13 protein-coding genes are annotated in these 22985 nt (G+C 42.8%); 3 read left to right on the top strand and 10 right to left on the bottom strand.

The features are described from left to right. Positions 1–22: 22 nt before the first annotated feature. Positions 23–358, top strand: a complete 336-nt coding sequence (locus L990_RS05005) for a hypothetical protein (RefSeq protein ID WP_047446107.1) — start codon at positions 23–25, stop codon at positions 356–358. 340 nt (positions 359–698) lie between these two features. Further along, entirely contained in the window at positions 699–881 is a 183-nt protein-coding gene (locus L990_RS19855) for a hypothetical protein (protein ID WP_156121344.1), read from the top strand. A 28-nt stretch (positions 882–909) separates the two neighbouring features. On the opposite strand, the gene L990_RS05000 is transcribed toward L990_RS19855, so the two are convergent. The 9 genes from L990_RS05000 to L990_RS04960 all read right to left on the bottom strand — a co-directional run bounded on the left by L990_RS05000 (position 910) and on the right by L990_RS04960 (position 19526). Continuing rightward, positions 910–3159 (bottom strand): GH92 family glycosyl hydrolase, encoded by a 2250-nt coding sequence (locus L990_RS05000; protein WP_047446105.1) that lies wholly within the window; start codon positions 3157–3159, stop codon positions 910–912. Further along, on the bottom strand, positions 3156–4133 hold the full coding sequence (locus L990_RS04995; protein ID WP_047446103.1) for a glycoside hydrolase family 130 protein: 978 nt from the start codon (positions 4131–4133) through the stop codon (positions 3156–3158). Before L990_RS04995 ends, L990_RS05000 begins: the two co-directional genes overlap by 4 nt. 17 nt (positions 4134–4150) lie before the next feature. After that, on the bottom strand, positions 4151–5458 hold the full coding sequence (locus L990_RS04990; RefSeq protein ID WP_052180744.1) for an MFS transporter: 1308 nt from the start codon (positions 5456–5458) through the stop codon (positions 4151–4153). Between the two features lie 385 nt (positions 5459–5843). Continuing rightward, entirely contained in the window at positions 5844–8084 is a 2241-nt protein-coding gene (locus tag L990_RS04985) for a DUF4838 domain-containing protein (RefSeq protein WP_047446178.1), read from the bottom strand. Between the two features lie 199 nt (positions 8085–8283). Continuing rightward, positions 8284–9765 carry a RagB/SusD family nutrient uptake outer membrane protein gene (locus L990_RS04980; RefSeq protein ID WP_231562245.1) on the bottom strand — a complete coding sequence of 494 codons (1482 nt, stop codon included), beginning with the start codon at positions 9763–9765 and terminating at the stop codon, positions 8284–8286. Between the two features lie 95 nt (positions 9766–9860). Continuing rightward, a complete protein-coding gene (locus tag L990_RS04975) occupies positions 9861–13199 on the bottom strand; it encodes a SusC/RagA family TonB-linked outer membrane protein (protein WP_081981599.1) in 3339 nt (1112 codons plus the stop codon). A gap of 355 nt (positions 13200–13554) precedes the next feature. Next, complete coding sequence (locus L990_RS04970; protein ID WP_047446097.1) at positions 13555–15186, bottom strand: RagB/SusD family nutrient uptake outer membrane protein; 1632 nt, start codon at positions 15184–15186, stop codon at positions 13555–13557. A gap of 11 nt (positions 15187–15197) precedes the next feature. Beyond that, on the bottom strand, positions 15198–18299 hold the full coding sequence (locus L990_RS04965) for a SusC/RagA family TonB-linked outer membrane protein (protein ID WP_052180743.1): 3102 nt from the start codon (positions 18297–18299) through the stop codon (positions 15198–15200). A 237-nt stretch (positions 18300–18536) separates the two neighbouring features. Then, positions 18537–19526 carry a FecR family protein gene (locus tag L990_RS04960; RefSeq protein ID WP_052180742.1) on the bottom strand — a complete coding sequence of 330 codons (990 nt, stop codon included), beginning with the start codon at positions 19524–19526 and terminating at the stop codon, positions 18537–18539. A 171-nt stretch (positions 19527–19697) separates the two neighbouring features. Between L990_RS04960 and L990_RS04955 the strand changes: the two genes are divergently transcribed. Continuing rightward, positions 19698–20291 (top strand): RNA polymerase sigma-70 factor, encoded by a 594-nt coding sequence (locus L990_RS04955; protein WP_047446095.1) that lies wholly within the window; start codon positions 19698–19700, stop codon positions 20289–20291. Between the two features lie 220 nt (positions 20292–20511). Here L990_RS04955 and L990_RS04950 read toward each other — a convergent pair whose 3' ends face one another. After that, a complete protein-coding gene (locus tag L990_RS04950; RefSeq protein WP_047446093.1) occupies positions 20512–22782 on the bottom strand; it encodes a GH92 family glycosyl hydrolase in 2271 nt (756 codons plus the stop codon). Positions 22783–22985: the final 203 nt, after the last annotated feature.

Genomic DNA, 22985 nt, shown 5'->3' with positions numbered 1-22985 from the left:
AACAACAGGCATCGTTCGCCTTGTGATTAGCATCTACAAGCTTGCAACGAGCTTCGACGCTGTTGCAATTGGCTTCGACACTGCCACAATTGCAGTCGACGCTGTTGCAATCGACTTCGACACTGCCACAATTACAGTCGACACCGTTGCAATTGACTTCGACACTGTCACAATTACAGTCGACACTTTTGCAATCGACTTCGACACTGCCACAATTGCAGTCGACACCGTTGCAATTGACTTCGACACTGCCGCAATTGCAGCCGACGCTGTTGCAATTGACTTCGACAGCGCTGCAACTGGCTTCGTCGCTTATGCGAACGCCTTTGCACCTACCGCAAACGGCTTTGTCGAGTAAAAAAACCACTACAAAGAACCTTTTTAGGCCGACGTACCCATAGCTTTGCAGCGTGCAGCTACGCCAAGCGCCTTTGTGCTTTTCTCACTCCCCCTACCAACATGCGTTAACGAAAAAAGTCTTCAAACAGATCGGTTTGAAGCTTAAAGTAACCTTATCGTACTATATGTATTTGTATGCGTTAGTATGCTATCTTACAATTAACTGAGACCAATTTATGCAATATTTTTGACAAGAACCCTGTTTCATTCCTCTTTTTCCTCCATCTAACTCTAAAATAAAGCTTTCGACAAATAAAAAGAGCTATAAACGGTCGCAACTCAAAGCAAAAGCGTTACAAATGAGACATTCTGAAAAGGTAACGGCAGGGAGCCTACGGCAAGCCAAACAGGACGGACCGAGAGCGCTTCGAAAAAGAAATGAGCAGGCTTGCCCCCAAAATAGAACGGTAGGCATCGGGCTACAGGGTAAGCAGCCCCGAATACGAACGCCCATAAAATATAGTAGGCTACCCAAAGGATAGCCTACTACGTATTGTGCATGTGATATAGTTACTGGGCTCTCTCTTCGAGCACCATCTTTAGAATTCCAGCGTTTACCAAATCGCGATGCGCTATGCGGTAGCTGCTCTGGGACTTTCCTCCAAGGGTCATACCCTTGATGTACTTGGCCGCAGACGTTGGCCTTACGGTCTCAATTACCAGCTTATCCTTCTTATACCAGCGCGGATCGAGGGTAATCTCCACCTTGTCGAAAACAGGCGAAGATACCATATAGGCGGCGTCTCCTGGGTTGTCGGGGTAAATCCCCATCATGCTGAACACGGCCCATGCCGAGAGGGTTCCCGTATCATCGTTACCCGGAATGCCGTTGGGCTTGGTGGTAAAGTGCTTGTCGAGCAGGCGAAGCACCTCGCGCTGCGTTCTCCACTCCTCGCCCTTAAAGTAGCTGAAGAGGTACGGATAGGCAATGTCTGGCTCGTTGGCCGGATCGTACAAGCCCTCGTCGAATACCTTTTGGAGCTTAGCTACAAAGGGCTTCTTACCGCCCATTAGCTTAGCCAACCCAAGCACATCGTGCGGCACGTAGAAGGTATAGTTCCATGCGCTGCCCTCGTGGAAGCCCGGGCATGGCTGGAAGTTCTCACCCTGACGTGGGATGAATGGCTTGTAGAAGGTACCGTCGGGTAACTTCGGACGAAGCATTCCAAAATCTTTACAGAAGTAGCTCTTGTAGCCTAACGAACGGTTGTAAAACAGCTTCGCATCGCCCTTCTTTCCTAGCGAGTCGGCTAGTCGCGAAAGCGCATAGTCGGCAATGTAGTACTCCAAGGCATGCGACACCGAATTATCGTACTGCTCGCGAAGCGGAACGTATCCTAGCTTTAGGTAGTCGTCGTTATCGGGACGCATCAGGTTCTGATAGCCCGGTAAGGTGGCCGACTTGCGCATCGCCTCGTAGGCAAGGTTAATATCAAAGCCACGAATGCCCTTCATCCAGGTGTCAACAATTACGGGAATGCTTGGATCGCCTTCCATCGTCAGCGTTTCGCGTCCAAATAGCTCCCACTTAGGAAGCCAACCGTGCTCGCGGTACATATCCAGCATGGTATTCACCATCGCCAGCTGCCTTTCGGGGTACACCAGCGTCAGCAGCTGATGCACATTGCGGTAGGTGTCCCACAACGAGAATACCGTGTAGCGGTTACCCTTTGTAGTCAAAATCCTATCGCTTTCCATGGCGGGGTACTGTCCGTTCACATCCTGAAGGATGTTTGGATGGATTAGCATGTGGTAAAGCGCGGTGTAGAACACAGTCTTCTGCTCGTCAGACCCTCCGGTTACCTTGATACGCGAAAGGTCGTCGTTCCACATCTTTCGGGCGTTGGCGCGAATGGCATCGAAATGTTCGTTGGCCTGTTCGGTGTTTAGGTTTAGGCGTGCATTCTCGATGCTAACGAACGATACGCCCACCTTAACCTCCACCTGCTCGCCCTGATCGGTATCAAAGGAGAAGAAGGCGCCAATGTCGTCGCCCGCAAGCTCCTTGCCGTAGGTGGTATAGATCTTGTTTTTGCCGCTAGTGTTATCCCACTGCGCCTCAACGCCCATGGTGCGCTGCTTTTTCCAGTAACCGATCTGCTTAGGCTCCTTGCTAACGCGCATCACGAAGTAAATAGGAAACACCGCGTTGGAGTTGTAGCAAAACGTGCCCAGCAGCTTCATCCCCTCAATCTCCGTCTCGCTCACCTTGCGTAGCATACCTCCGCTTTCGTTGGTAAGCCCTTCGCCAAGGTTTAGCAGGATGTGGCTTTCGCCTTTAGGGAAGGTAAAGCGCGATATTCCCGAGCGCGGAGTGGCCGAAACCTCGCACTTAACGCCATACTTGGTAAGCATATTGGAGTAGTAGCCTGGCGAAGCCACCTCGTTGGTGTAGGAGCTGCCATACTCCTTGTAATCTACGTTCAGCTTGCCCGTAGTTGGCATCAGCAGCAGCGAACCCAAGTCCGGACAGCCAACACCGCTTAGGTTTACGTGCGAAAACCCAGTCAAAAAGGAGTTGGTGTGCTCGTATGGCGTGGAGAACCACTGCGCATCCTTATCGAACTTGTTTAACGACGAGCCCATTACGTTGAACGGAACCACCGACATCAACCCGTTGGGCGTAACCGCCCCCGGATTGGTTGTACCGTAGTTGGTGGTGCCAATAAACGCGTTAACATAGTCGGCAGGCTCCTTTTGGGCCTGCGCTACAAACGCAAACAGCACGAACGCCACACATGCGGTAATGTTTCTTATCATACGATGCTTGTCTTCTTGGTAAACTCAATAATTTCGGGGATGTAGCCAAATGCTAACCCGGTTACCGTGTCGGCACATCCGTAGTAGATGGCGATACGGCCAGTCTCCTCGTCGTGAAGCGCTGCGCAAGGGAAGGTAACGTTTGGTACGTCGCCCATACACTCGTAGTCTTTTTGTGGAGAGAGAAGGTATGGACCCGAACGGTACTTCACCTTCCAGGGTTGCTCTAGGTCTAGAATGGCAGAGCCAAAGCTGTATACGAAACCGTTGCAGGAAGCCAATACACCGTGGTAAATTAGCAGCCAACCTTCGGCGGTTTTAATTGGAATTGGACCAGCACCAATTTTAGTGCACTGCCATGCGCTTTGCTCGAATGGTGCAGGCGCCATAACGTGGCGATGCTTGCCCCAATAGTCTAGGTCTGGCGATTCGCTGTAGAAGATGTCGCCGAAAGGCGTATGTCCGTTGTCGCTAGGGCGGCTAAGCATGGCAAAATTGCCGTTAATCTTTTCGGGGAAAAGTACGCCGTTGCGGTTAAAGGGTAAAAATGCGTTTTCGAGCTGGTGGAAAGTCACAAAATCGAAGGTGTAGGCAACGCCAATGGTTGGGCCATGGTAGCCATTGCACCAGGTTACGTAGTAGCGATCTTCGATCCAGCATACACGAGGGTCGTAGCCGTATACCCACTCTCCGATTTCGGCGTCGTTGCAGGTAAACTTAAGCGGCTCCTCGTTAATACGCCAATTGATGGCATCGTCGCTAAAACCTACGTGTAGGCGCATGCGGCGGTTGGTATCGTCGCAGCGGAAAACGCCTGCATAGCCATTACCAAAGCGTACAACGGCGCTGTTAAAAATGCTATTCGAAGTTGGCAGCAAATCGCGAGGAATAATAGGATTCTGCGAATAGCGCCAAACCACCTCTTTCGAGCCCTCAGGACGATCTTCCCAAGGCATCATTACATTCTGACTCATATTAATATCTATATTAGTTACTCAATTGCACTGCTTGCAGCAACATTTTGATCCTTCTTCAATGGTTCGCCATTATCGGCATAGGTAAATGGTACCAACCAAGTAACAAGGAAAGCGGGGATAGTTGCAATAAGAACCCAAATAAAGAAATCGTGGTAGCCGAGCATGTCGCTCAACCAGCCGCTTAGCATACCGGGAATCATCACTCCCAAATTCATGATACCAGTGGCAAAAGCGTAGTGCGCCATTTGGTGAGGGCCTCGGGCCACCTGCTGCATCATAAAGAGCATTAAGCCAACGAATCCAAAACCATATCCTAGGTATTCGAACACCACCGCAGCACCTATAGTCCACAAGCTAGTTGGCTGGTAAAGCGCCAAAAGCCAGTAAACCACAAACGGAATGTTGAACACGCAGCAAAGAGAGAAAAGCACCTTTCGTAAACCAAACGAGGAGATGTAGTATCCTGCTAAGATTGAGCCGAGAATGAAGGCTGCGGCACCGTAAGTCCCATAGATTAAACCGATATCCTTTACGTCGAGCCCTAAACCGCCAATGGCAACAGGTGCTTTTAGGAACAACGGCACTATTTTCATGGCAAACCCCTCTGCAAATCGGTATAAAATGATAAAACATATATACCAAACAATATTCTTTTTGGTGAAGAAGGAACGAAGCACCTCCCACAAGGTTTTCATTGAGCTACTTGCCGACTGTTTTTGGGCAGGAACACCACCAGAGGGTAGCATCCTTATATGATACAAGCCTAACAAGGCCATAACAGCAGCACTTATTGCCATTATTATCATCCATGCATGCACAACGCCCATCGACTCCTTAAGGAATCCGGCAAAGTAAACCAAACCTCCTGAAGCAAGAATCTTAGCCAGGTTGTAAAAAGCCCCCTGCCATCCGATATACTTAGCCTGCTGGGTTGCGCTCAGCTCGGACATGTACACCCCATCGCCAGCAATGTCGTGCGTGGCCCCACTAAAGGCAACAACGCCCATTAAGGCAATTGCGTAGGTGAAAAACGCGGGCAACGGCAACGACAACGCGATAAGCGCAAAAGCAATGGCACTTACCAGCTGTGTTGCAACAACAAAAAACTTTTTGGTCTTGAATATTTCCAGAAGCGGACTCCATAGCGGCTTTAGCGTCCAAGGTAGCATTATCAGCGAAGTCCAAAATGCAATCTGAGTGTTGGATATATTCATATCAGAAAACATGAGAACCGAAACCGTAGATAGTGCAACGAATGGCAAGCCCATTGCAAAATAAACCGTAGGCACCCAAAACTGGGGCGATTTGCTAGATTTTGACATAAGTCATTAATTAGTCGTTAAAATAGTTGACTTCGATGGCGAGAATGGAAATGCGCTCGAATGAGCAAGAAAGGATTACCACACAAGGAGTCCCATCACCTCCTATATTGGCTGCTATGTTATATCGAGTCTCATCAAATCGGGTTTACTTAATATGGTATAAAGAGAGTGTGAACTTACTAATTCTTAACATAAGCCGTAAACGATTGCAGCTAAAAAGAACTGAAAAAACAGACATTTCCGACAAGAAAAAGCATCGAGCCAGCAATCGTTCATAGGTTTATGCTTACTATCAAAACTTTATCATTGCAAATGAGAAGGCTTTCGTTCGTAATGTTTTTAAACATTTCTCACAAAAAAGCCACCCAATAAGCTAGACATAGCATCAAAAAACGGATACCTCGTCGATAAACATCCAAGAAGGATGCCCCACCCCATAATGCCACGTTGGGCATTCCTTGGTAGCGGTAACATCAACCTTAATAAACCGAGCCTTGATGGGTGTATCGGAGGTGCTTCTAACACCTTTAAACTTCACCTCCACCGATTTGTCCTCGGGCAGCTCGTGGGTTTCCCAATGCTTGTAGGTAACACCATCATTCGAGTAGGAGTACACCACCTTGCGAGGGAATAATATCCACGCGCCAAGCTGATGTAAGAAGTCCGTTTCGACAACCCTAAACTCCGTTTGCGCTCCCAAATCAACCGTAAAGGAGGCGTCGATACCTTCCCAGCCAACCCAGCTCTCCACAAATGTAGACCCACCAAAAAGGCCATCGGTTAAGGCCTGCTCGCCCACCTGCTTGTATCTTCCCGTTGGCTCGACGTTATATACGATCTTAGCCCCCTGCGCCAAGCTGCGAACCTTTTGTGGCATATACCTTAAGCGATATAAATTGCAATACTCCAAAGGCGAGTTGTTGCGCTCGTTAAGCGTTGGGATATCTAGCTCTTTCACCCTTCTTTCAAACAGGTTTAACGCATTGGCAACCTGATCGAGATCCTTTTCGGTCTCTGTTCTGGCAATTTCCAACGCAGAAAACTGCAGCGGCAACCTCGTACGCTGAACTCGCTTTAAGATCACGCTGTCGGAAGCAACCTCCTGCTCTGCCTTATCGAACAGCTCGTTGTAGCGACGCATAAGTTCAGGCTTAAGCATCCCCTTTTTGTGAGATACAGGAGAATCATAGATCCACAAACGCTGTCCACTACCAATTAAAGCGCCCTCCATAACCTTTATATACTGGTAAATATAAGGACCAGCCTTCCCGTAGTAACCGTTAAGGAAATGGTGCATCAACGAATCGACGTTTACGTTGGGATTCCACATTAGCTTGGAAACCAAATATGCGCGAAGCTCTGCAAAGTCGCCTCCTTTGCTTCCTGCAATCTGCGAATGGTGCATGGAGGCATGATGATCGCGAAACAGCTGAATATTATCCTGCAAAATATGGAAGTTCGGGAATGGCGAAAGGTATCCATCGAAATTAATACCGTAATCCCATACAAAGATGTTATTGGTAATAGCAGCCCATCCCTTCATCGCCTTTACAAACTCCTTCCCCGATCGGTTTTCTGTCAGCGAAACCTCCCGATCGCAATCTATATCGCAAAGCATGATGTTCACATTTGGCTGCGGCTTTATATGCGCTGGTGGATTCATGGTGTAGAGGTAAGCCAACGTAGAAAACTCCTTATCCGGGAAACGAGCCGCAAGCTTATTAAGAAACCAAATAAGGCTACCCGATAGAGCACCCTCACGATTATCTATTGCCCGACAATTATCGCAGGTACAGTTCGTATAATTCCCATCGTTCTGGCTTACGGATATGATATGCTTATCTGGATTTGCCTTAAAGATTGAATCAATGCGCTTTGCTACGATTTCAAAAACCTCCGGATTGGTTAAGCACCATTGGCTTGCCTTACCAGGATGCCTCTTGCCTTTAAAGTAAGAGTAATACTCGGGATGCTCCTTCCCATAAACGTCCGAAGGCAGCAACTTATCAAAAGTATGCACCCATAAGCCTCCAGCAAAGACCTCCTCTGGCTCATCTAATCGATACCAAAGCTTATAAATTGAGTCTGTTCGAGCAGCATAGCATCCAGTTTGACGGTAACGAAATACAGGATTGTCAATAATGCAGGTATCGGGTACGATTACGCTCTTTTGATGAGGGACAGAAACTTCTTTCTCTCCCCAGTAGCTTACCCCAAAACAATTTTCGAGCAGCGTAACTACTCCATAGATAGAACCTTTTGCGCCTCCTCCAACAATCTTCAAAAAACCATCCTTAGATGAGAGGAGAAAGCCATTCTCCTTCAGCCTCGAAAAGGCGGTTGCCTCTCTTTTTGAAAGAATGTCGTTACCTCCACCTACAACCACATCATTTTTACTCCACTTGTGGTTTTGAACGCCTTTAACTAACGGCATCTTTACCCCGCTAATTCGGCCTACAAAATCCTGAAGCAAAAGGGCTGCCTTGAAGTCGTTTGGATCGCTTGAAGCAACCACGATTCGCGAACATTTTCCATTTTTAACTAGGGTAACCTGCCCATAAAAAGGCGTAGCCCCCAACATTAGCAGGAGTAACACTCCTAAGATTTTCCCAACAAAACGGCTCATAGATAAATAGTTTACAGGTATAAAAAAGGAGCAGGAGATTATCCTGCTCCCCTTTTCAAACATCAACAAATATATATTAAGAAAGCCCATACAACCCGTATACTTAATATCCTATTTGTTAGAATTGCAGCAAAATAACGCTACAATATTTTTAATCATGGTATTCACATAAGATGAGTATGGATAATAGAAAATTGTTTTATTTTTTGTCCCACCAAAGCTTCGTACTATAAGAGTCCTCACCTTTTAGCATCTCTACAGCAACATTGTAGTTAACCCTATTATTTTCCATCTCGTCGGGAGGAAAAGGGATACGACGAGCTAAGTTTACAGTTAGAGAAGCATCGCCACTGGCATTTAACTTCACAGGCATAAAGCGAGGATATCCAGTTCTACGCTGCTCGCTCCATGCTTCCAACCCCAATGGCCAAATGGCAATCCATTTTTGAGTTATAATTCTTTCCAGTTTCTCCTCAAAAGAGGCCGTAGATTTCCATTTTATAGTAATGGAACTTTGAGATGACTCTGAGAACAACCCATGTGGATCAACATAATCTAAAGGTTTTGAGCTATCGTTGCTTAGGTAAGCATCAGCATTCATTAGCCCATACTGCTCAAACGACAACCGCACACTTTCTTCATACAGCTTTTCGACGCTGCCTCCCACATCCCAACCTCTTAGGGCACCTTCTGCAAGCAAAAATGAAACCTCGGCGGCATTCATCCACAAAAGTTTATCAGAAGGGTTGGCTATTGGGGCTGAATACTTCAACGCCCAAGCTTTACTTGGAATTGAAATACCACTCCGCAGCCCAAAGTAGCCTTTTTGACCATTTATCTCGCTCGGTTGAAAATATTTTTCCATCCGAGGATCCTGATATCCTTTCATATAAGAAACGATATCAGCACATACACGAGTGTCTGTATATGCATCCCACATTACATTAATTGGATTCCGGGGGAATGATATAAATGCATTATCTGAGTTCTTTTTTATTACACCAATAGGATGGTTAATTGCCTCTAACGCCATCCTTTTTGCCAACACCTCATCTGCATAGACAATACGCATTGCCATTCGCAGCTTTAGTGAGTTGGCAAACTTTATCCATTTCACAAAATCGCCCCCATACACTTCGTCGAAAGCAGCTAATGGACTAACTCCTTTATTAAGGCTAACATATTCCGTTAGAATATTGATCGCGTTTGTCAAATCTGCAAACATTGCTTTATAAGCATCCTCTTGAGAGTCATACTCTACAGATGCGGCACCTCTGCCTGCTTTAGAATAAGGTATTGGTCCGTACATATCTGTAATTCGATGAAAAGCAGCCACCCTCAGTATTTGCGCCCATGCAAAGTAGGCGCCTTCCCCTTTAGTCTCCTTCTTTATTAAAATCCAAGGGCCGTATATCTTGGTGAATGCTGCTATAAAAGGATAGTTTATCCATAAGCTAGGAGCGTTGAACGTTGCAAAATTGTTTTTCCATCCATCATTGGTTATACTCATGTACCGACCATATACATCTCCGATCAAATTATTGCACATTTGATAGTCGTTTTCTTGAACTGGATTTACAATTTCCTGCATTTGAGGGAAAAAAGCCCCCAACTTATAGTTATCTCCGTTCATTAAATCGGGAGTCAGCTGGGTTTCATCCGTATTTAGATCACGGAACATACCTGAACATGAAACCAAAAACAAATACCCCCAAAAAAGAAGTAGTTTGCGGAATACTTTACAGAGTAAGCAGCTATCCATAGATGCGCATTCTTTTAAAATTGAAACTTCAAGCTAAATCCGACTTTTCGCAAGCTAGGCTGCATAAAATAGTCAATACCTTGATAAAATGTACCTGTAGAAGGTGTTAACTCTGGATCGAAAGGAGCCTTACAGTAAATCATCCAAAGGTTTCTTCCTACAAAGGATAAATTGACATTCATTTTATCCCCAAACCAGGAGCTTGGAAAGGTATATCCAAATAGGACTTCCTGTAACCGAACGTTAGTAGCACTAAAAACATAGTGAGAAAAGACGCCTCCCCTGCCAATTGTTTCATACCATCGCTGAGCATCAAATCGATTACCATTAACCAATACCCCGCCATTATCTCTCGCTATTTCGGTTTCCTTAGTCACTCCAAAACCATCAAGAACAGCCTGCGTTGCAGATATAACCTTTCCACCAAAACGAGCAGAAAACATAAATCCCAAGTTGAATCCATTCCAAGTAAATTCATTATTGTATCCAAAATTGCATTTGGGCAATGATGATCCGACTTCCTTTATTGTATTGGCATCAACAAATAGGTTTCCGTCTGCACCAACCATTATCGATCCATCTCCATTATGCTTTAACTCTGTTTTGGTATAAAGATCTCCAATGGTTCCCCCTTCTGTTAGTATTATATCTGACGATCCAATTCCTCCTTTACTAATTTTATCAATCTTCACAGGATTTCCCATCGGATCAATCAGATTGGAATCAAAAAGTTTTACTATTCGATTTTTATTCTGGCTATAAACAACGCTGGAAGTCCATTTTAAGTTATCCCAATTCGTACTAAACTTCAGACCTAGCTCAACCCCCATGTTTTCGACATTCCCAGTTTGAACAAACCACGAATCGTACCCAGAAGATGTAGATATGGGCATATTAAAGGTTTGTTTTGTGGTATTCGACTTGTAGAATGTAAAATCCAAACCTACAGCATTTTCAAAAAACTTGGAATTAAAGCCAACCTCCCACGAGTTAGTTCGCTCTGGGTACAACCTATCTATTGGCATGTACGTTGTTGTTTTCCATTGTCCCGAGGAATTATCCTTTTGATAAGTAGGAATACTTATATATGGTGGTATTGCAGAACCAACAGAGGCCCATGAAACACGGAGTTTGAGATAAGGTATACTTTTAGGCAGATTAACCAACCTATTGAGCAGCATAGAAAATCCAACAGAAGGATAAAAGAAACTTTTTGTTGGCATATCAACCAGTGTAGAGCTCCAGTCGTTCCTGCCTGTAAGCGTCAAAAATGCCATATTCTTCCATCCAATCTCCATATTTGTAAAAACAGACGGAGTCATGATGTTCGAAGGCCCTATTTTATCATATATTTTTGCATCGCGACCTTGAATATCCACATTATTGGCAGAAAAGAAATTAGGCACATCTTTTAATGGGCCCTGTATTCCAAACATGATAAGCTTACTATACGAAATAGAAGTACCGAGATTTGCAGAAACGCTAAGCTGAGTAAATACCCTATTTATATTTAAAATAGCATCCGCATACAGCTGCCGATCATCATCATCCTGATTCATATAAAACCCCTTAGGCCCCGAGAATAAGCCTATAGTACCAGCATAATATTTTTTTGTATACTTGTTTACTGCATTGTCAACACGCACCCTTCCCGTTACGCTTAACCATTTATTAAGATTATATTTAAGGCTAGAGTTAAGCATATACCGGGTTTTCTTATTCTCATACACATTTCTATTAACAATCCAGTAGGGGTTTTGCATATTTAATCCTTGATCGCCGTATGGCCAGTACTGCACATTTATATTTCGATTAGGATCATACCGCTCATAGATTTGAATATCATGAAAATCTTCACTCCTAGGGAATGTATAAATAGCCGTTAAGGGGTTGAAGTACTTTCCTTGAGCCATCATGTTTCGATCATTCTGTATAATATAGCAGAACCCTATATCAAATAGCATTTTGCCATCAATAAAAGAAGATGTATTTCTATAAGTAAAATTGTACCTATTATACTTATTATTAGGAATAATACCGCTGGTATTGGTTGTAGCCAATGATAGGTATGTCTGAGTTTTTGCATTCCCGAGTGAAAGAGAAACTGCATTTTGAACATTAACTCCTGTATTAAAAAAATGATTTGAAATATTTGCCGATTTAGACGCCATTTTCTTTCCCCAGCTAGCATAAATTCCGCTATCATTCCCATACGTATACTGAAATTCAGGCATTACAAAAGGATTCAAGAAATCAACATTGCTCGATATCGTTAAATGAGTAGTACCTGCATTGCCCGATTTTGTTGTTATAATTATAGCTCCATTTGCCGCATTACTGCCGTATAGCGCTGCTGCAGCGGCACCTGTTAGTATCGAAATGCTTTCAATATCTTCCGGATTAATATCTGAAATCCCCTCACCTCTAGGCTGCATGCTATACTCGCCTACAGTTTCTCCGTTGCTATTATTAATTAACGGAATTCCATCTATTACATATAGGGCATTATTATTCCCATTTATTGATTTTGGACCTCTCATCAAAATTCGAGTTGCTCCTCCAATTCCAGATGCAGAGGCATTTATAGAGACACCAGCAATTTTACCAGTTAATGAGTTTACAAAGTTAGGATCTTTGACTTCTGTCAATTCATTAGATTCTACCTCTTGGATATTATAGCTTAATGCGTTTTGCTGTCTTTTAATCCCGAGAGCCGTAATAACAACTTCATTAAGTGTTTTAGAATCTTCACTTAAAATAATATTAATAAAGGCCCCTCCCTTCACTGCTATCAGCTGAGTGACAAACCCTACATATGAAATGTTTAGAACGTCGCCCACTGATACCTGTAGGCTAAAGTTCCCATTTATGTCTGTTGTTGTCCCCCACGAGGTTCCTTTAACGCTTACATTTACACCTATTAATTTTTCTCCTTTTACATCTTTTACAACCCCTTTTAACAGAAACTTTTCTTTTACAGCAGCTTTTAAAGACGACTTTTGAGATAGTATAATATGGTTGTCTTCTATTGAAAAGGTTAAGTTAGTTCCTCTAAGAAGTTTCGATAAAACGAATTCAAGCCTTTCATCATGGACGCTAATAGAAACCAAATTAGACGAATTAACATCCTCATTATTATACACTACCAACATAGAGGCTTGGCTTCCAATATCCCTCAGAATAGTTCCAAGTGCAGTATTTTTATAATTTAAGCTTATCCTATGTACTTGAGCATTGGAAGTTACCGAAATAGACAAGAATATAAGTACAAAAATCAACGACAAGAGACACCTAACATCCCTTACTACACATCTAATCCCATTTTGTAGATTACAGCCTATTCTACTTCTCATAGCCTAAAGATTTACAACTCAACTACACATTTTTAAAAAGTGCATACAAATGAAAGCAATTCTTTTAATAGTACATCCCTTTAAAATAGTAAACCTATAAATCATCCCAATCAACTATCATTCTGTATTTCGAGCAGACTGAAACTACAGTTGTTTGGCTCAGATACTCTATATTAATTGATATCCTCCAACTAAAATTTTCAAATTCTAAGAAGTCCATTCTATCAAAGAAATATAGAGCTTAACAATAAAGGCCAACTCATTTGAGAAATTAAGAAACCCAATTCAATAAAGTATTATTCTCAATCTTCATCTGAGTCAGCCTTATTTATACAATCAAACTAATTTTTTAAAATTAGAAGTTAGACACCCCTGTATTAGTATCCCACCAAAGTTGTACTCCAGGAGAATCTTTAGCCCCTTTCAAAAGTTGAATTGCTTTTAGCACTTCTGTCTTATTGTAGTTATACTCATCTTCAGGGAAACGAAGTCGACGAATCATAACCGTAGAGCTAATTTCTCCATTACTGTTGTTTTCAACAATGGGGAATAATTTTGGATATCCAGTTCTACGGAACTCAGACCACGCTTCTGCACCTTCAGGGAACATTGCAATCCACTTTTGGGTAATAATCTTTTCCAACTTCACCTCGTTAGACGCGCTTTCGTCCCATTTTACAGTTACATGTGATGCAGCAGGAGCATTGTACTTCGAGTTCTTGTAATCTACGTAGTTTGCAGGAGTACTAGACCCATCATTAAGATATGCTGATGTTCCAGATACATCCCATTGTCCCATAGATGTCTCAACACCTGCTTGGTAAAGTTGAGATGGGGTTCCTCCCATGTTACTCCAACCTCTTAGCGCACCTTCTGCTCTTAAGAAATACACCTCAGAGGCAGTCATTAGAATAACAGGCGTTACATATCTATCATCCAATTTGTATATTTCACCAAGATTCGAGTATTTAACACGAAGATCTTTACTGGTCATGTAGATTCCCTGACGTATTCCACGATACTGTCCTTTAATATTTGGATCTGAATCTGTAGCTTTAGTAAAATATCTTTCAATACGAGGATCTTTTAAACCTGTAAGAATAGACTCCATATCTGCACTCATTCGAGTATCATTATAATCATAGGCAATAATTGAAAGAGGGTGTCCCATGTTTCCTGTAGGAACAGTAACATTTTGGCTGTTTCTTTCAATTATACCATAAGGATTAGCCATAGCCTTTTCGCCTTCCAGCTTAGCCTTTGCTGGATTTACCTTTGATATACGAATTGCAAGACGTAGTCGCAATGAGTTTGCCCATTGAATCCACTTTTTATAGTTTCCCTTATAGATGTAATCAGCCGCACCTAATCTATTAACAGCACTCTCTGGCCCATTTAAATGCGCATCTAGATATCCTATAGCCTCATCTAATTCTGCAAAGAACTGGTTATAAATAGCCTCCTGAGAATCATATTCAGAAGTAACAGTCCCTGCGCCATATTTAGAATAAGGAATCGGACCATAAAGATCTGTACAACGATGCATTCCGGCAACTTTTAGAATCAAAGCAACTCCATATACATCCAAGAATTTCTTTTCGTCATAAGTCAGCTTCTTCACATTTAACCATGGCTTCATGATGTTATTATTATATAGGTTGAATGCCCATTTATTCCAACCCTCCATCATAAAGTAGTTAATGTTATTCTTATCATTATTATATGCCGTTGGAGGAGTTAGGTAACCTCCGAAAAGATCGCTATTCAAGTTTTGGGCAACTTGCCATTCCCAGTTACCGCCACTATTATTATAGTAGATAGACTGCTCCATCTGAGGAAAATACGCCTTCAGATAGATCCAATCGGCTTTCTTCAATTCGTCTGTAACCCCATAAGAATTACGGTTATAATCATCAAAACTATCCGTACAGCTACTAAAACCGACTAAGATAGTAGCAAGTACTATTAAATATTTCAATTTATTCATCTTCGTTCTTATTAAAAGTTCACATTCAAACTAAAGCCAAAACTTCTTGTGGTAGGCAAACCGAAGTTATCTGCATTAGAACCACCATTTCCTGATGTAGTCAAAATATTATCTGGATCAAAAGGAGCATCCTTATAAATAAAGAATAGATTTCGACCAACTAATGAAAGACGCACACCACTTACAACCTTTAACTTGCTTACAACAGTCTGTGGTAGCGCATACGATAGAGACAGCTCTCGTAATCTAAAGTTTGTCGCCTTGTAAACATTTGTTTCTCCAATTGGTGCTGATTTGTAATAAAGCTGAGCATCCACTTTCCCATCAAAGTTTGTGGTTGTAGTAGCATCAGGCTTCCCGGCTTCCTTAACAACTGTAGTTAAAACTCCATTAATATGGACACCACCGTTATCTCTAGCATCAGCGGTAACAGCACTACGCCCTGCTCCATCTAAAAAGTTTTGGGTCAACGAAACAACATTGCCACCAACTCTACCGTCTACAAGTAAGCCTAACGATAGATTTTTGTATGTGAATTCATTTTTAAATCCAAGCATATACTTTGGATTTACATTTCCGATTTTCTCTTCGCTATTGCTTTGAGATAACTGTAAACCCTTTTCTACACCATTTTCAATAACCTTAGTTAAGATTATCCTTCCTTGATCATCTCTTTTCAAACGCTTAGCGTACATCAATCCCCATTCTTCACCTTCATAAAGCCTAAACTTAAATCCAGCTCCGCTCAAATCAAACCCATTATCTTTATATTGGCTTGGTAGAGACAATATCTTATTCTTATTGAATGATAGGTTCAAATAGCCGTTCCATGTAAAATCTTTAGCCTTTATTGGTGTAAATCCTAGGGTAAATTCCATCCCTCTATTACGAACCTCTCCTGCATTTATGTAGTACTTAGAGAAACCTGAACCAGAGGTGTTATCAACCAAAAAATACTGATTCTTGGTATTAGTTTGATATGCTGATACATCAAAAGACAACCTATTGTTTAATACACGAAGAGTCAAACCTCCTTCGAAAGAAGAAGAACGCTCAGGTTTTAAGTCTGTAAATGGTTTTATGGTGTTTGCCTCAATAATACCACCGCTATTAATTTTATCAGCAGGCTCAGTTAAGCCCCAAGGCATATCGTTTCCAACTTGAGTCCAAGAAAAACGTACCTTTCCAAAATCTAACCACTCTGGATTAAGGTTCATATTCTTCATTAGCTGCGAAAAAATCAAAGAAGTTCCCACAGAAGGGTAAAAGTAGCTTCTGTTTTTTGCAGGAAGCGTAGAAGACCAGTCGTTTCGTGCTGTAACATCTAAGAAGGCAATATCAGCATATCCCAAAGAGAATGTACCAAAAACAGATTGCAGCGTCTTATGCTCCTTCTTATTATTTACATTCCCTTTCCCTACAAAATTGCGAAGGTCAAATAAGTTAGGAATTGCTAAATCTCCTAGATCATTATTAACCACATACAGCTTTGTATCATTTACGCTTGAACCAAGAGTTGCATTTACAGAAAACTTGTTGATCTCCTTATTTAGCGACAACAACATATCTCCATATGCCTGTGTGTTAGAGTTTGTCTCATGGTTGTATCTTCCTCCACGACCAGCAACGGTAGTAATACCCGAATATACCTTACGCTCACTTAAAATATTTGTTTTGTCGTAGCTACCTCTAACCTGCAAATTCAGCCAATCTGTAAAATTAAACTTCACATTTGCCTTTGTAATAACCTTATCAACTCCCACTGAATATAAATGTCTATTTACCAACCAGTATGGATTTTTGTTTATATCACTTTCGTTAACCCAGTTTTGCTTCATCAAACCATTTCTGGATGGATCAGGAACTTCATAGGTGTTCTTATACGTATTAAAATCTGAAGCTCCATTAGGAAATAAGAAAAGACCAACTAGTGGGTTAAAATACTGACCTGGAGCAGCTGGTGCATTTTCGATATCCTGTTTTGTTAATGCAATACTACCATCTACCTCTACAAATTTATTGAAGAAGGTTGATGAGTTTCTCAAGCTAAAGTTATGCTTAGTAAATTCGTTGTCAGGCACAATACCTGAAGCAGAAGTATTTTGGTACGAAATAAAGTTTTGAGAAGTTTTATTTCCGCCACTAATTGAAATCCCGTTTTGGTACATCACTCCGGTATTGAAGAAATCGCTAACAAACGAGTTGCTTAAATCCTCTCCTGCACGTTTTGTCCCCCATGCATCGCTAGATGCTTTCTTTACACCATCGACACCCATAGTATACCTATCTTGAAACTTATAGGTCATGTATGGGATATCTGTTTGGATAGTAGAGGTAAAGTTCACCACTGTTTTCTCAGAGCTACCACGCTTAGTTGTAATTACAATTACACCATTAGAAGCTTGGCTTCCGTACAATGCAGCAGCTGTTGCTCCTTTTAGAACGTTAATACTTTCGATATCATCTGGGTTGATACCTGCAAGTCCACCACCTGCATCAACGCCACCACCGTAGCCACCTTCTGCTCCAGTCTGAGAGAAGTTTCCGCTACTAATTGGAGTTCCATCAACGATATATAAAGGTTGGTTATTCCCTTGGATAGAACGATTACCGCGTAGCACAATCTTCACTGAACTTCCGACACCAGAGCCAGAACTTGAAACCTGCATCCCCGATGTCTTACCAGCAAGATTACCCAAGAAGTTAGACGAAGGAACTGCGGTCAACTCCTTACCAGATAGCTTCTGAGTTGCGTATGCCAAGCTCTTTTCCGAACGTTTGATACCCATTGCTGTTACAACAACTTCATCAATCCCAACATTCTTGCTTTCGAGCTTAACTTCTAAGTACGTTTTCCCATTTAGAGCAACCTCTAATGTTTTCATTCCAACAAAAGAAAACTGTAAAACCGCATTTTCGTTGTTCACTTTCAATGCAAATTTCCCATCAAGATCAGTTGTTGCTCCCGAAGTGGTTCCCTTCTGAATTACAGATACGCCAGGGATCAGATTCCCATCGGTATCTTTTACTGTTCCACTCACCTTTATTTGTCCCATAGCGCTGGACAAAAAAGCAAGCAGTACAATCAAAATAAGACTAGTTTTTTTCTTCATAACGGTGTTGTTATTTAATTAACAATAAACAGAATGGTACAAAAGACCACCTGTATAGCTTCATTTTCGTAGCTACATTCACTTTCAAAAAAATATAAATGAGTTATCTAGAAGACTGGGAAAATGCCTGTCTCCCTAAAGAATCTTTAAACCGTGCTTGTTATTCCCATAGTTAGGTCCCTTTAAAAGTCCAACAAACTATTTTAATCTACCTGTAACATAATGTTCTTTCAATCGCTACTTACTAGGCCTGCTGATGTAAACGGTCTTCCCCTTTCTGATGTAATCAATGCTACGGGTCATCTTTAATATTGAAAGAATTTTACCCAAGCCTTCATCCTTATAAAAGTCGCAGGTAAAGCGCTCCGTTTTTAGGCTACTGTCGTTAAAGACGAATTTTACACCATAATACTTTTCGAGAGCCAGCGTTATCTCCAGCAGCGTAGTCTGCTCAAAGTGAAACTTACCCCTTATCCATATTGGGTATTTTTGCCCTGAGATAGACGAGAGTGCCACTGTTCTTGTCTTTGTATCCACCTCAATCCTATTTCCGGGTTTCAACAAGTACTCGCCATTTACCGCATTGGGAAGGCAAACAGAAACAGAACCACTATAGAGAGTCGTTGAAACTATCGCATCTTCCAACCTTGCCTTTACATTAAACTCAGTTCCAAATACCTTTGTACTAATCCCCTTGCTGTTAACAATAAAAGGAGAATGCTTATCCTTGGTTACGTTAAAGTAGGCCTCACCCGTTAGCGTCACATTTCTTGTAGACGAAAATAGCGATGACGTATAAGTTAAAACAGAGGAAGAGTTAACCCAGACCTTTGATCCATCTGGCAAGCAAACCTGAGATTGCTCTCCCGCATCCGTTATTACAGTATATTTCGACTGCCTATTAATCATTGTCAAGAAAAATGCGCTAGTCACTATTATCCCAACAAAAAGAGCAGCAACAGAGGCTACCTTACTGCCCCACCATTTTTGCTGTTTGCTCTTTCTATTTCTCCTCTCAAGCATCGTTTTAAAATCCTTCAGCGATTTCTCTACATCTACGCTTGCCATATCATTCAATCTATCACCTATAAAAACAGTATAGTAAAGCTGCTCCAGCAGCTTCTTATTATCAAGAGACTCGTCATACCATTTTTCTACTTCAGCATCCTCAAGCGGCGTCGTGTTTCCTCTTAAATACTGCAGAAGTAAAATTTCATCTATTTTCATACTATTTTCGACTAATCACAAGTTATACATTTCAGAATGCAAAGATACTAATACATCCTACTGTTAATTAACTCTATTTTATTTTTGAGCGTTTTGTTTTTATGATTTGTTAGCCTTCTTTTGTACCAAAATTAACTTCACCACAGTTAATAGACAAAAAAGCAAAACCGTATGGTAGCCAATACCCTATCAAAGGATAACACCGACAATCGGAAAATCGTCGAAATGCTAAAAAATGGCGACGAGGAGAGTTTTGATGCGGTATACCGGTACTATTTTCAAAAGTTATACGCCTTCTCTTGCCAATACTTATGTAAAGATGATGCCGAGGAGGTTGTACAAGACTCCATGATTTGGCTTTGGGAAAATAGGGATAAGCTAATTGCAGAGCTTAACCTCAAAACCCTACTATTTACCATCGTCAAGAATAAATCGCTCAACAAAATATCGCACTACAAAGTAAAGCAAAAAGTACATCAGGAAATTGTTGACAAGTTCGCATCCAAATTTGAATCTCCCGATTTTTACCTAGAAACGGAGCTCTTTGAGCTATACCAGGAGGCGCTAAAAAAGGTGCCCGAAGATTTCCGGCGTACCTACGAAATGCACCGTAACGATAACCTCACCCACAAGGAGATTGCCGAAAAGCTGAACGTATCGCCTCAACTCGTAAACTACCACATAGGCCAAGTGCTTAAGATTCTCCGCTCGGAGCTTAAAGATTACCTCCCAATTATGGTTGCACTTGGAATCATCAAGCTATAGCTGCTACAAGCATAAAGTATAGTGCCAACAACACCTGTTGGGTTTCATCGTTTACATACCTATCTACCATTGAATATAGGCCTCGCTCTACTCGCTATAATCGGATGCTGGGCGCATCCTCGCCTAGGCGCTGGCGTTTTAAGGAGCGAATCTGCAAGCAGCGGTCGCTGCCAATACAGCTATGCTAAAAAAGAAAGGGAGACCGAAGCCTCCCTTTTTGCTATTTCTTATCTAACGAATACGGTAAGTCGGAAACTTTTGTTCCTCTAGCCTTATTAGGCTTGCTCGACATCTTTACCTTTAAGGTTCCTCCATCCACAATCTGCTTGTGGGTTAGGAAGTTTTTGGTAAAGGTCTTACCCTTAAGCTGCGCCGATTCGATATAAACGTTGGCATTGCTATTATTGTCGGCCTCAACAACAAATTTCTTGCCGTTAGAAAGGCTTAGGGTCATCTTCCTAAATAAAGGAGAACCCATAACGTACTCTGGCTTACCTGGTGTTACAGGGTAGAATCCCATTGCGGTAAATACGTACCAAGCCGAAGTTTGTCCGTTATCCTCATCGCCACAGTACCCCCTACTTCCTGCATTGTACAGCTTAGCCATTACATCGCGGAGGTGGTATTGCGCCTTCCAAGGTTGTCCTACGTGGTTGTACAGATAAATGGCGTGCTGTATGGGTTGGTTACCATGCGCGTACTGTCCCATATTCAACGCAACCATTTCGGCAATCTCGTGGATTACAAAACCGTAGGTTCCCACCTTGTAGGTATTAGGAGCGGTAAACAAGGAGTCCAGACGTTTGCCCATAGCTTCATGTCCGCCAAATAGCTTCGACAAATCCTCCACGTTGTGCATTACGCTCCAAGTCCAATGCCACGAGCTACCTTCGGTAAATGGTCCACCCCACTCTACGGCATCAAATGGTTCTATCCATTTTCCATTCTTATCCTTGCCTCTTACAAAACCTAGCTTGGTATCAAAAACATTTCGGTAGCTGTAGCTGCTCTTTTCGAAACGCTTGCTGATATCCTTCTTGCCAAGCGATGCGGCAAACTGAGACAAGCACCAGTCGGCATAGGCGTACTCTAATGTTTTGGCGGTAGACTCGTTATAATCTGGGTAGGGAACGTATCCTAGCTTAAAGTAGGCAGGCGCTCCGTGGCGACCTACCGAATGAATTTCATTTTCGGTGGTAGCCTGATGTACCATTGCCTCCAACGCCTTATTCGCATCGAAGTTGCGGATGCCCTTCATCCAAGCATCGGTGATTAGCGAAAGGGAGTTGTTTCCAATCATACAGCCGCGATGGCCTGGACTTGCCCACTCGGGTAAAAAGCCGCTCTCGTTGTACACATTAACCAACGACTGCATAATTCTTTCCGATACTTCGGGGTAAACAAGGGTAAATAGCGGGTGAACGGCACGGAAGGTATCCCAAAAGCCGTTGTCGGTATACATGTAACCGCTATGAATCTTACCATCGTAGGGGCTATAGTAGGTAGGCATTCCTGCAGCATCAAACTCGTAGAATTCGCGAGGGAATAGCAGCACCCTGTACAGGCAGGAGTAGAACGTTCTAAGCTGCTCGTTGCTTCCGCCTTCCACCTTAATGCGTCCCATTAGCGAGTTCCACTTATCGGAGGCCTCCTTCCTTACGTTCTCAAACGACTTGTTGGCCACCTCCTTCTTAAAGTTGAGCTCCGCCTGCTCGGGCGAGATAAACGACGATGCCACACGAACGGTTAGCACCTCGCCATCCTTTACATCGGGTTGAATGTAGGCTGCCGTCTTAGCGGCCTCGGCTGAAAGCTTACCATCGGCAAGCACATCATCGGCAGAGGTTCCGCAAGCAAGGATTGGCTTGTCGAATTCGATAACAAAGTAGTTGGCAAAGTTGGCAGGAACACCGCCGCTATTATTTTTTACGTAGCCGGTAATGCGTCTACGATCCTTGCTGATGGAAATGGCACTTCCGCCATCGTAGGCATCAACCACCACATACTTCTTTTGCCCTGGAGCAAAACGAATGCTGAATATAGAGCCGCGCGAGGTTGCTGTAAGCTCGGTGGTAGTTCCATTATCGAAGGTTACCCTGTAGTAGTTGGGTTGTGCAAGCTGGTTGGCCTGCTTGTAGGTTGCGCCGCGCTCTTTGGCAACCATCTTTAGGTCGCCCGAGATGGGCATGATGGCGAATGTTCCGTAGTCGTTAATCCAAGGACTTGGCTGGTGCGTTTGACGAAACCCACGGATCTCCTTATCGTTGTAGGAGTACATCCATCCACTTCTATTATCTCCGGTTTGTGGGCTCCAAAAGTTCATCCCCCAAGGGACAGCCACCGCAGGATAGGTATTCCCATTAGAGAACTGGTAGGTCGATTCGGTTCCCATCAGCGTGTTAACGTACGAGATGGGCTCCTGTGCAAATGCCGATCCGCTTATCTCTGTTAAAGAAAGGGATAGCAGAAGCGCAATAGCTGCTTTCTTCATGGTTATGTGCTTAAAAGTAGTGTTTAAATTGCCCTTAAAGGTATAATAATTTGAAATATGAGCCACAACCGCCACCTATTAGGGAAATAGGATGGCAGGCCAAGCAGCGATATCCATAAAGCAGTACAACGATAGCTTAAACGACCACGAAGCTCGTTCTGGCACCATCAGCGGCAACAAAAACAGGCACACACTACATTTGT

Origin of the sequence: Alistipes sp. ZOR0009 (genome assembly GCF_000798815.1) — a bacterium.
In the GTDB taxonomy this organism is placed as follows: domain Bacteria; phylum Bacteroidota; class Bacteroidia; order Bacteroidales; family ZOR0009; genus Acetobacteroides.
This window is presented reverse-complemented; position numbering and strand designations above follow the sequence as displayed.

Excerpts from the sequence above, each read along its gene's own strand:
- L990_RS04975 (WP_081981599.1), bottom strand. The coding sequence starts at position 13,199 with ATGAGAAGTAGAATAGGCTGTAATCTACAAAATGGGATTAGATGTGTA.
- L990_RS04985 (WP_047446178.1), bottom strand. The coding sequence starts at position 8,084 with ATGAGCCGTTTTGTTGGGAAAATCTTAGGAGTGTTACTCCTGCTAATG.
- L990_RS05000 (WP_047446105.1), bottom strand. The coding sequence starts at position 3,159 with ATGATAAGAAACATTACCGCATGTGTGGCGTTCGTGCTGTTTGCGTTT.
- L990_RS04965 (WP_052180743.1), bottom strand. The coding sequence starts at position 18,299 with ATGAAGAAAAAAACTAGTCTTATTTTGATTGTACTGCTTGCTTTTTTG.
- L990_RS04970 (WP_047446097.1), bottom strand. The coding sequence starts at position 15,186 with ATGAATAAATTGAAATATTTAATAGTACTTGCTACTATCTTAGTCGGT.
- L990_RS19855 (WP_156121344.1), top strand. The coding sequence starts at position 699 with ATGAGACATTCTGAAAAGGTAACGGCAGGGAGCCTACGGCAAGCCAAA.
- L990_RS04950 (WP_047446093.1), bottom strand. The coding sequence starts at position 22,782 with ATGAAGAAAGCAGCTATTGCGCTTCTGCTATCCCTTTCTTTAACAGAG.
- L990_RS04995 (WP_047446103.1), bottom strand. The coding sequence starts at position 4,133 with ATGAGTCAGAATGTAATGATGCCTTGGGAAGATCGTCCTGAGGGCTCG.
- L990_RS04955 (WP_047446095.1), top strand. The coding sequence starts at position 19,698 with ATGGTAGCCAATACCCTATCAAAGGATAACACCGACAATCGGAAAATC.
- L990_RS04960 (WP_052180742.1), bottom strand. The coding sequence starts at position 19,526 with ATGAAAATAGATGAAATTTTACTTCTGCAGTATTTAAGAGGAAACACG.
- L990_RS04990 (WP_052180744.1), bottom strand. The coding sequence starts at position 5,458 with ATGTCAAAATCTAGCAAATCGCCCCAGTTTTGGGTGCCTACGGTTTAT.
- L990_RS04980 (WP_231562245.1), bottom strand. The coding sequence starts at position 9,765 with ATGTTCCGTGATCTAAATACGGATGAAACCCAGCTGACTCCCGATTTA.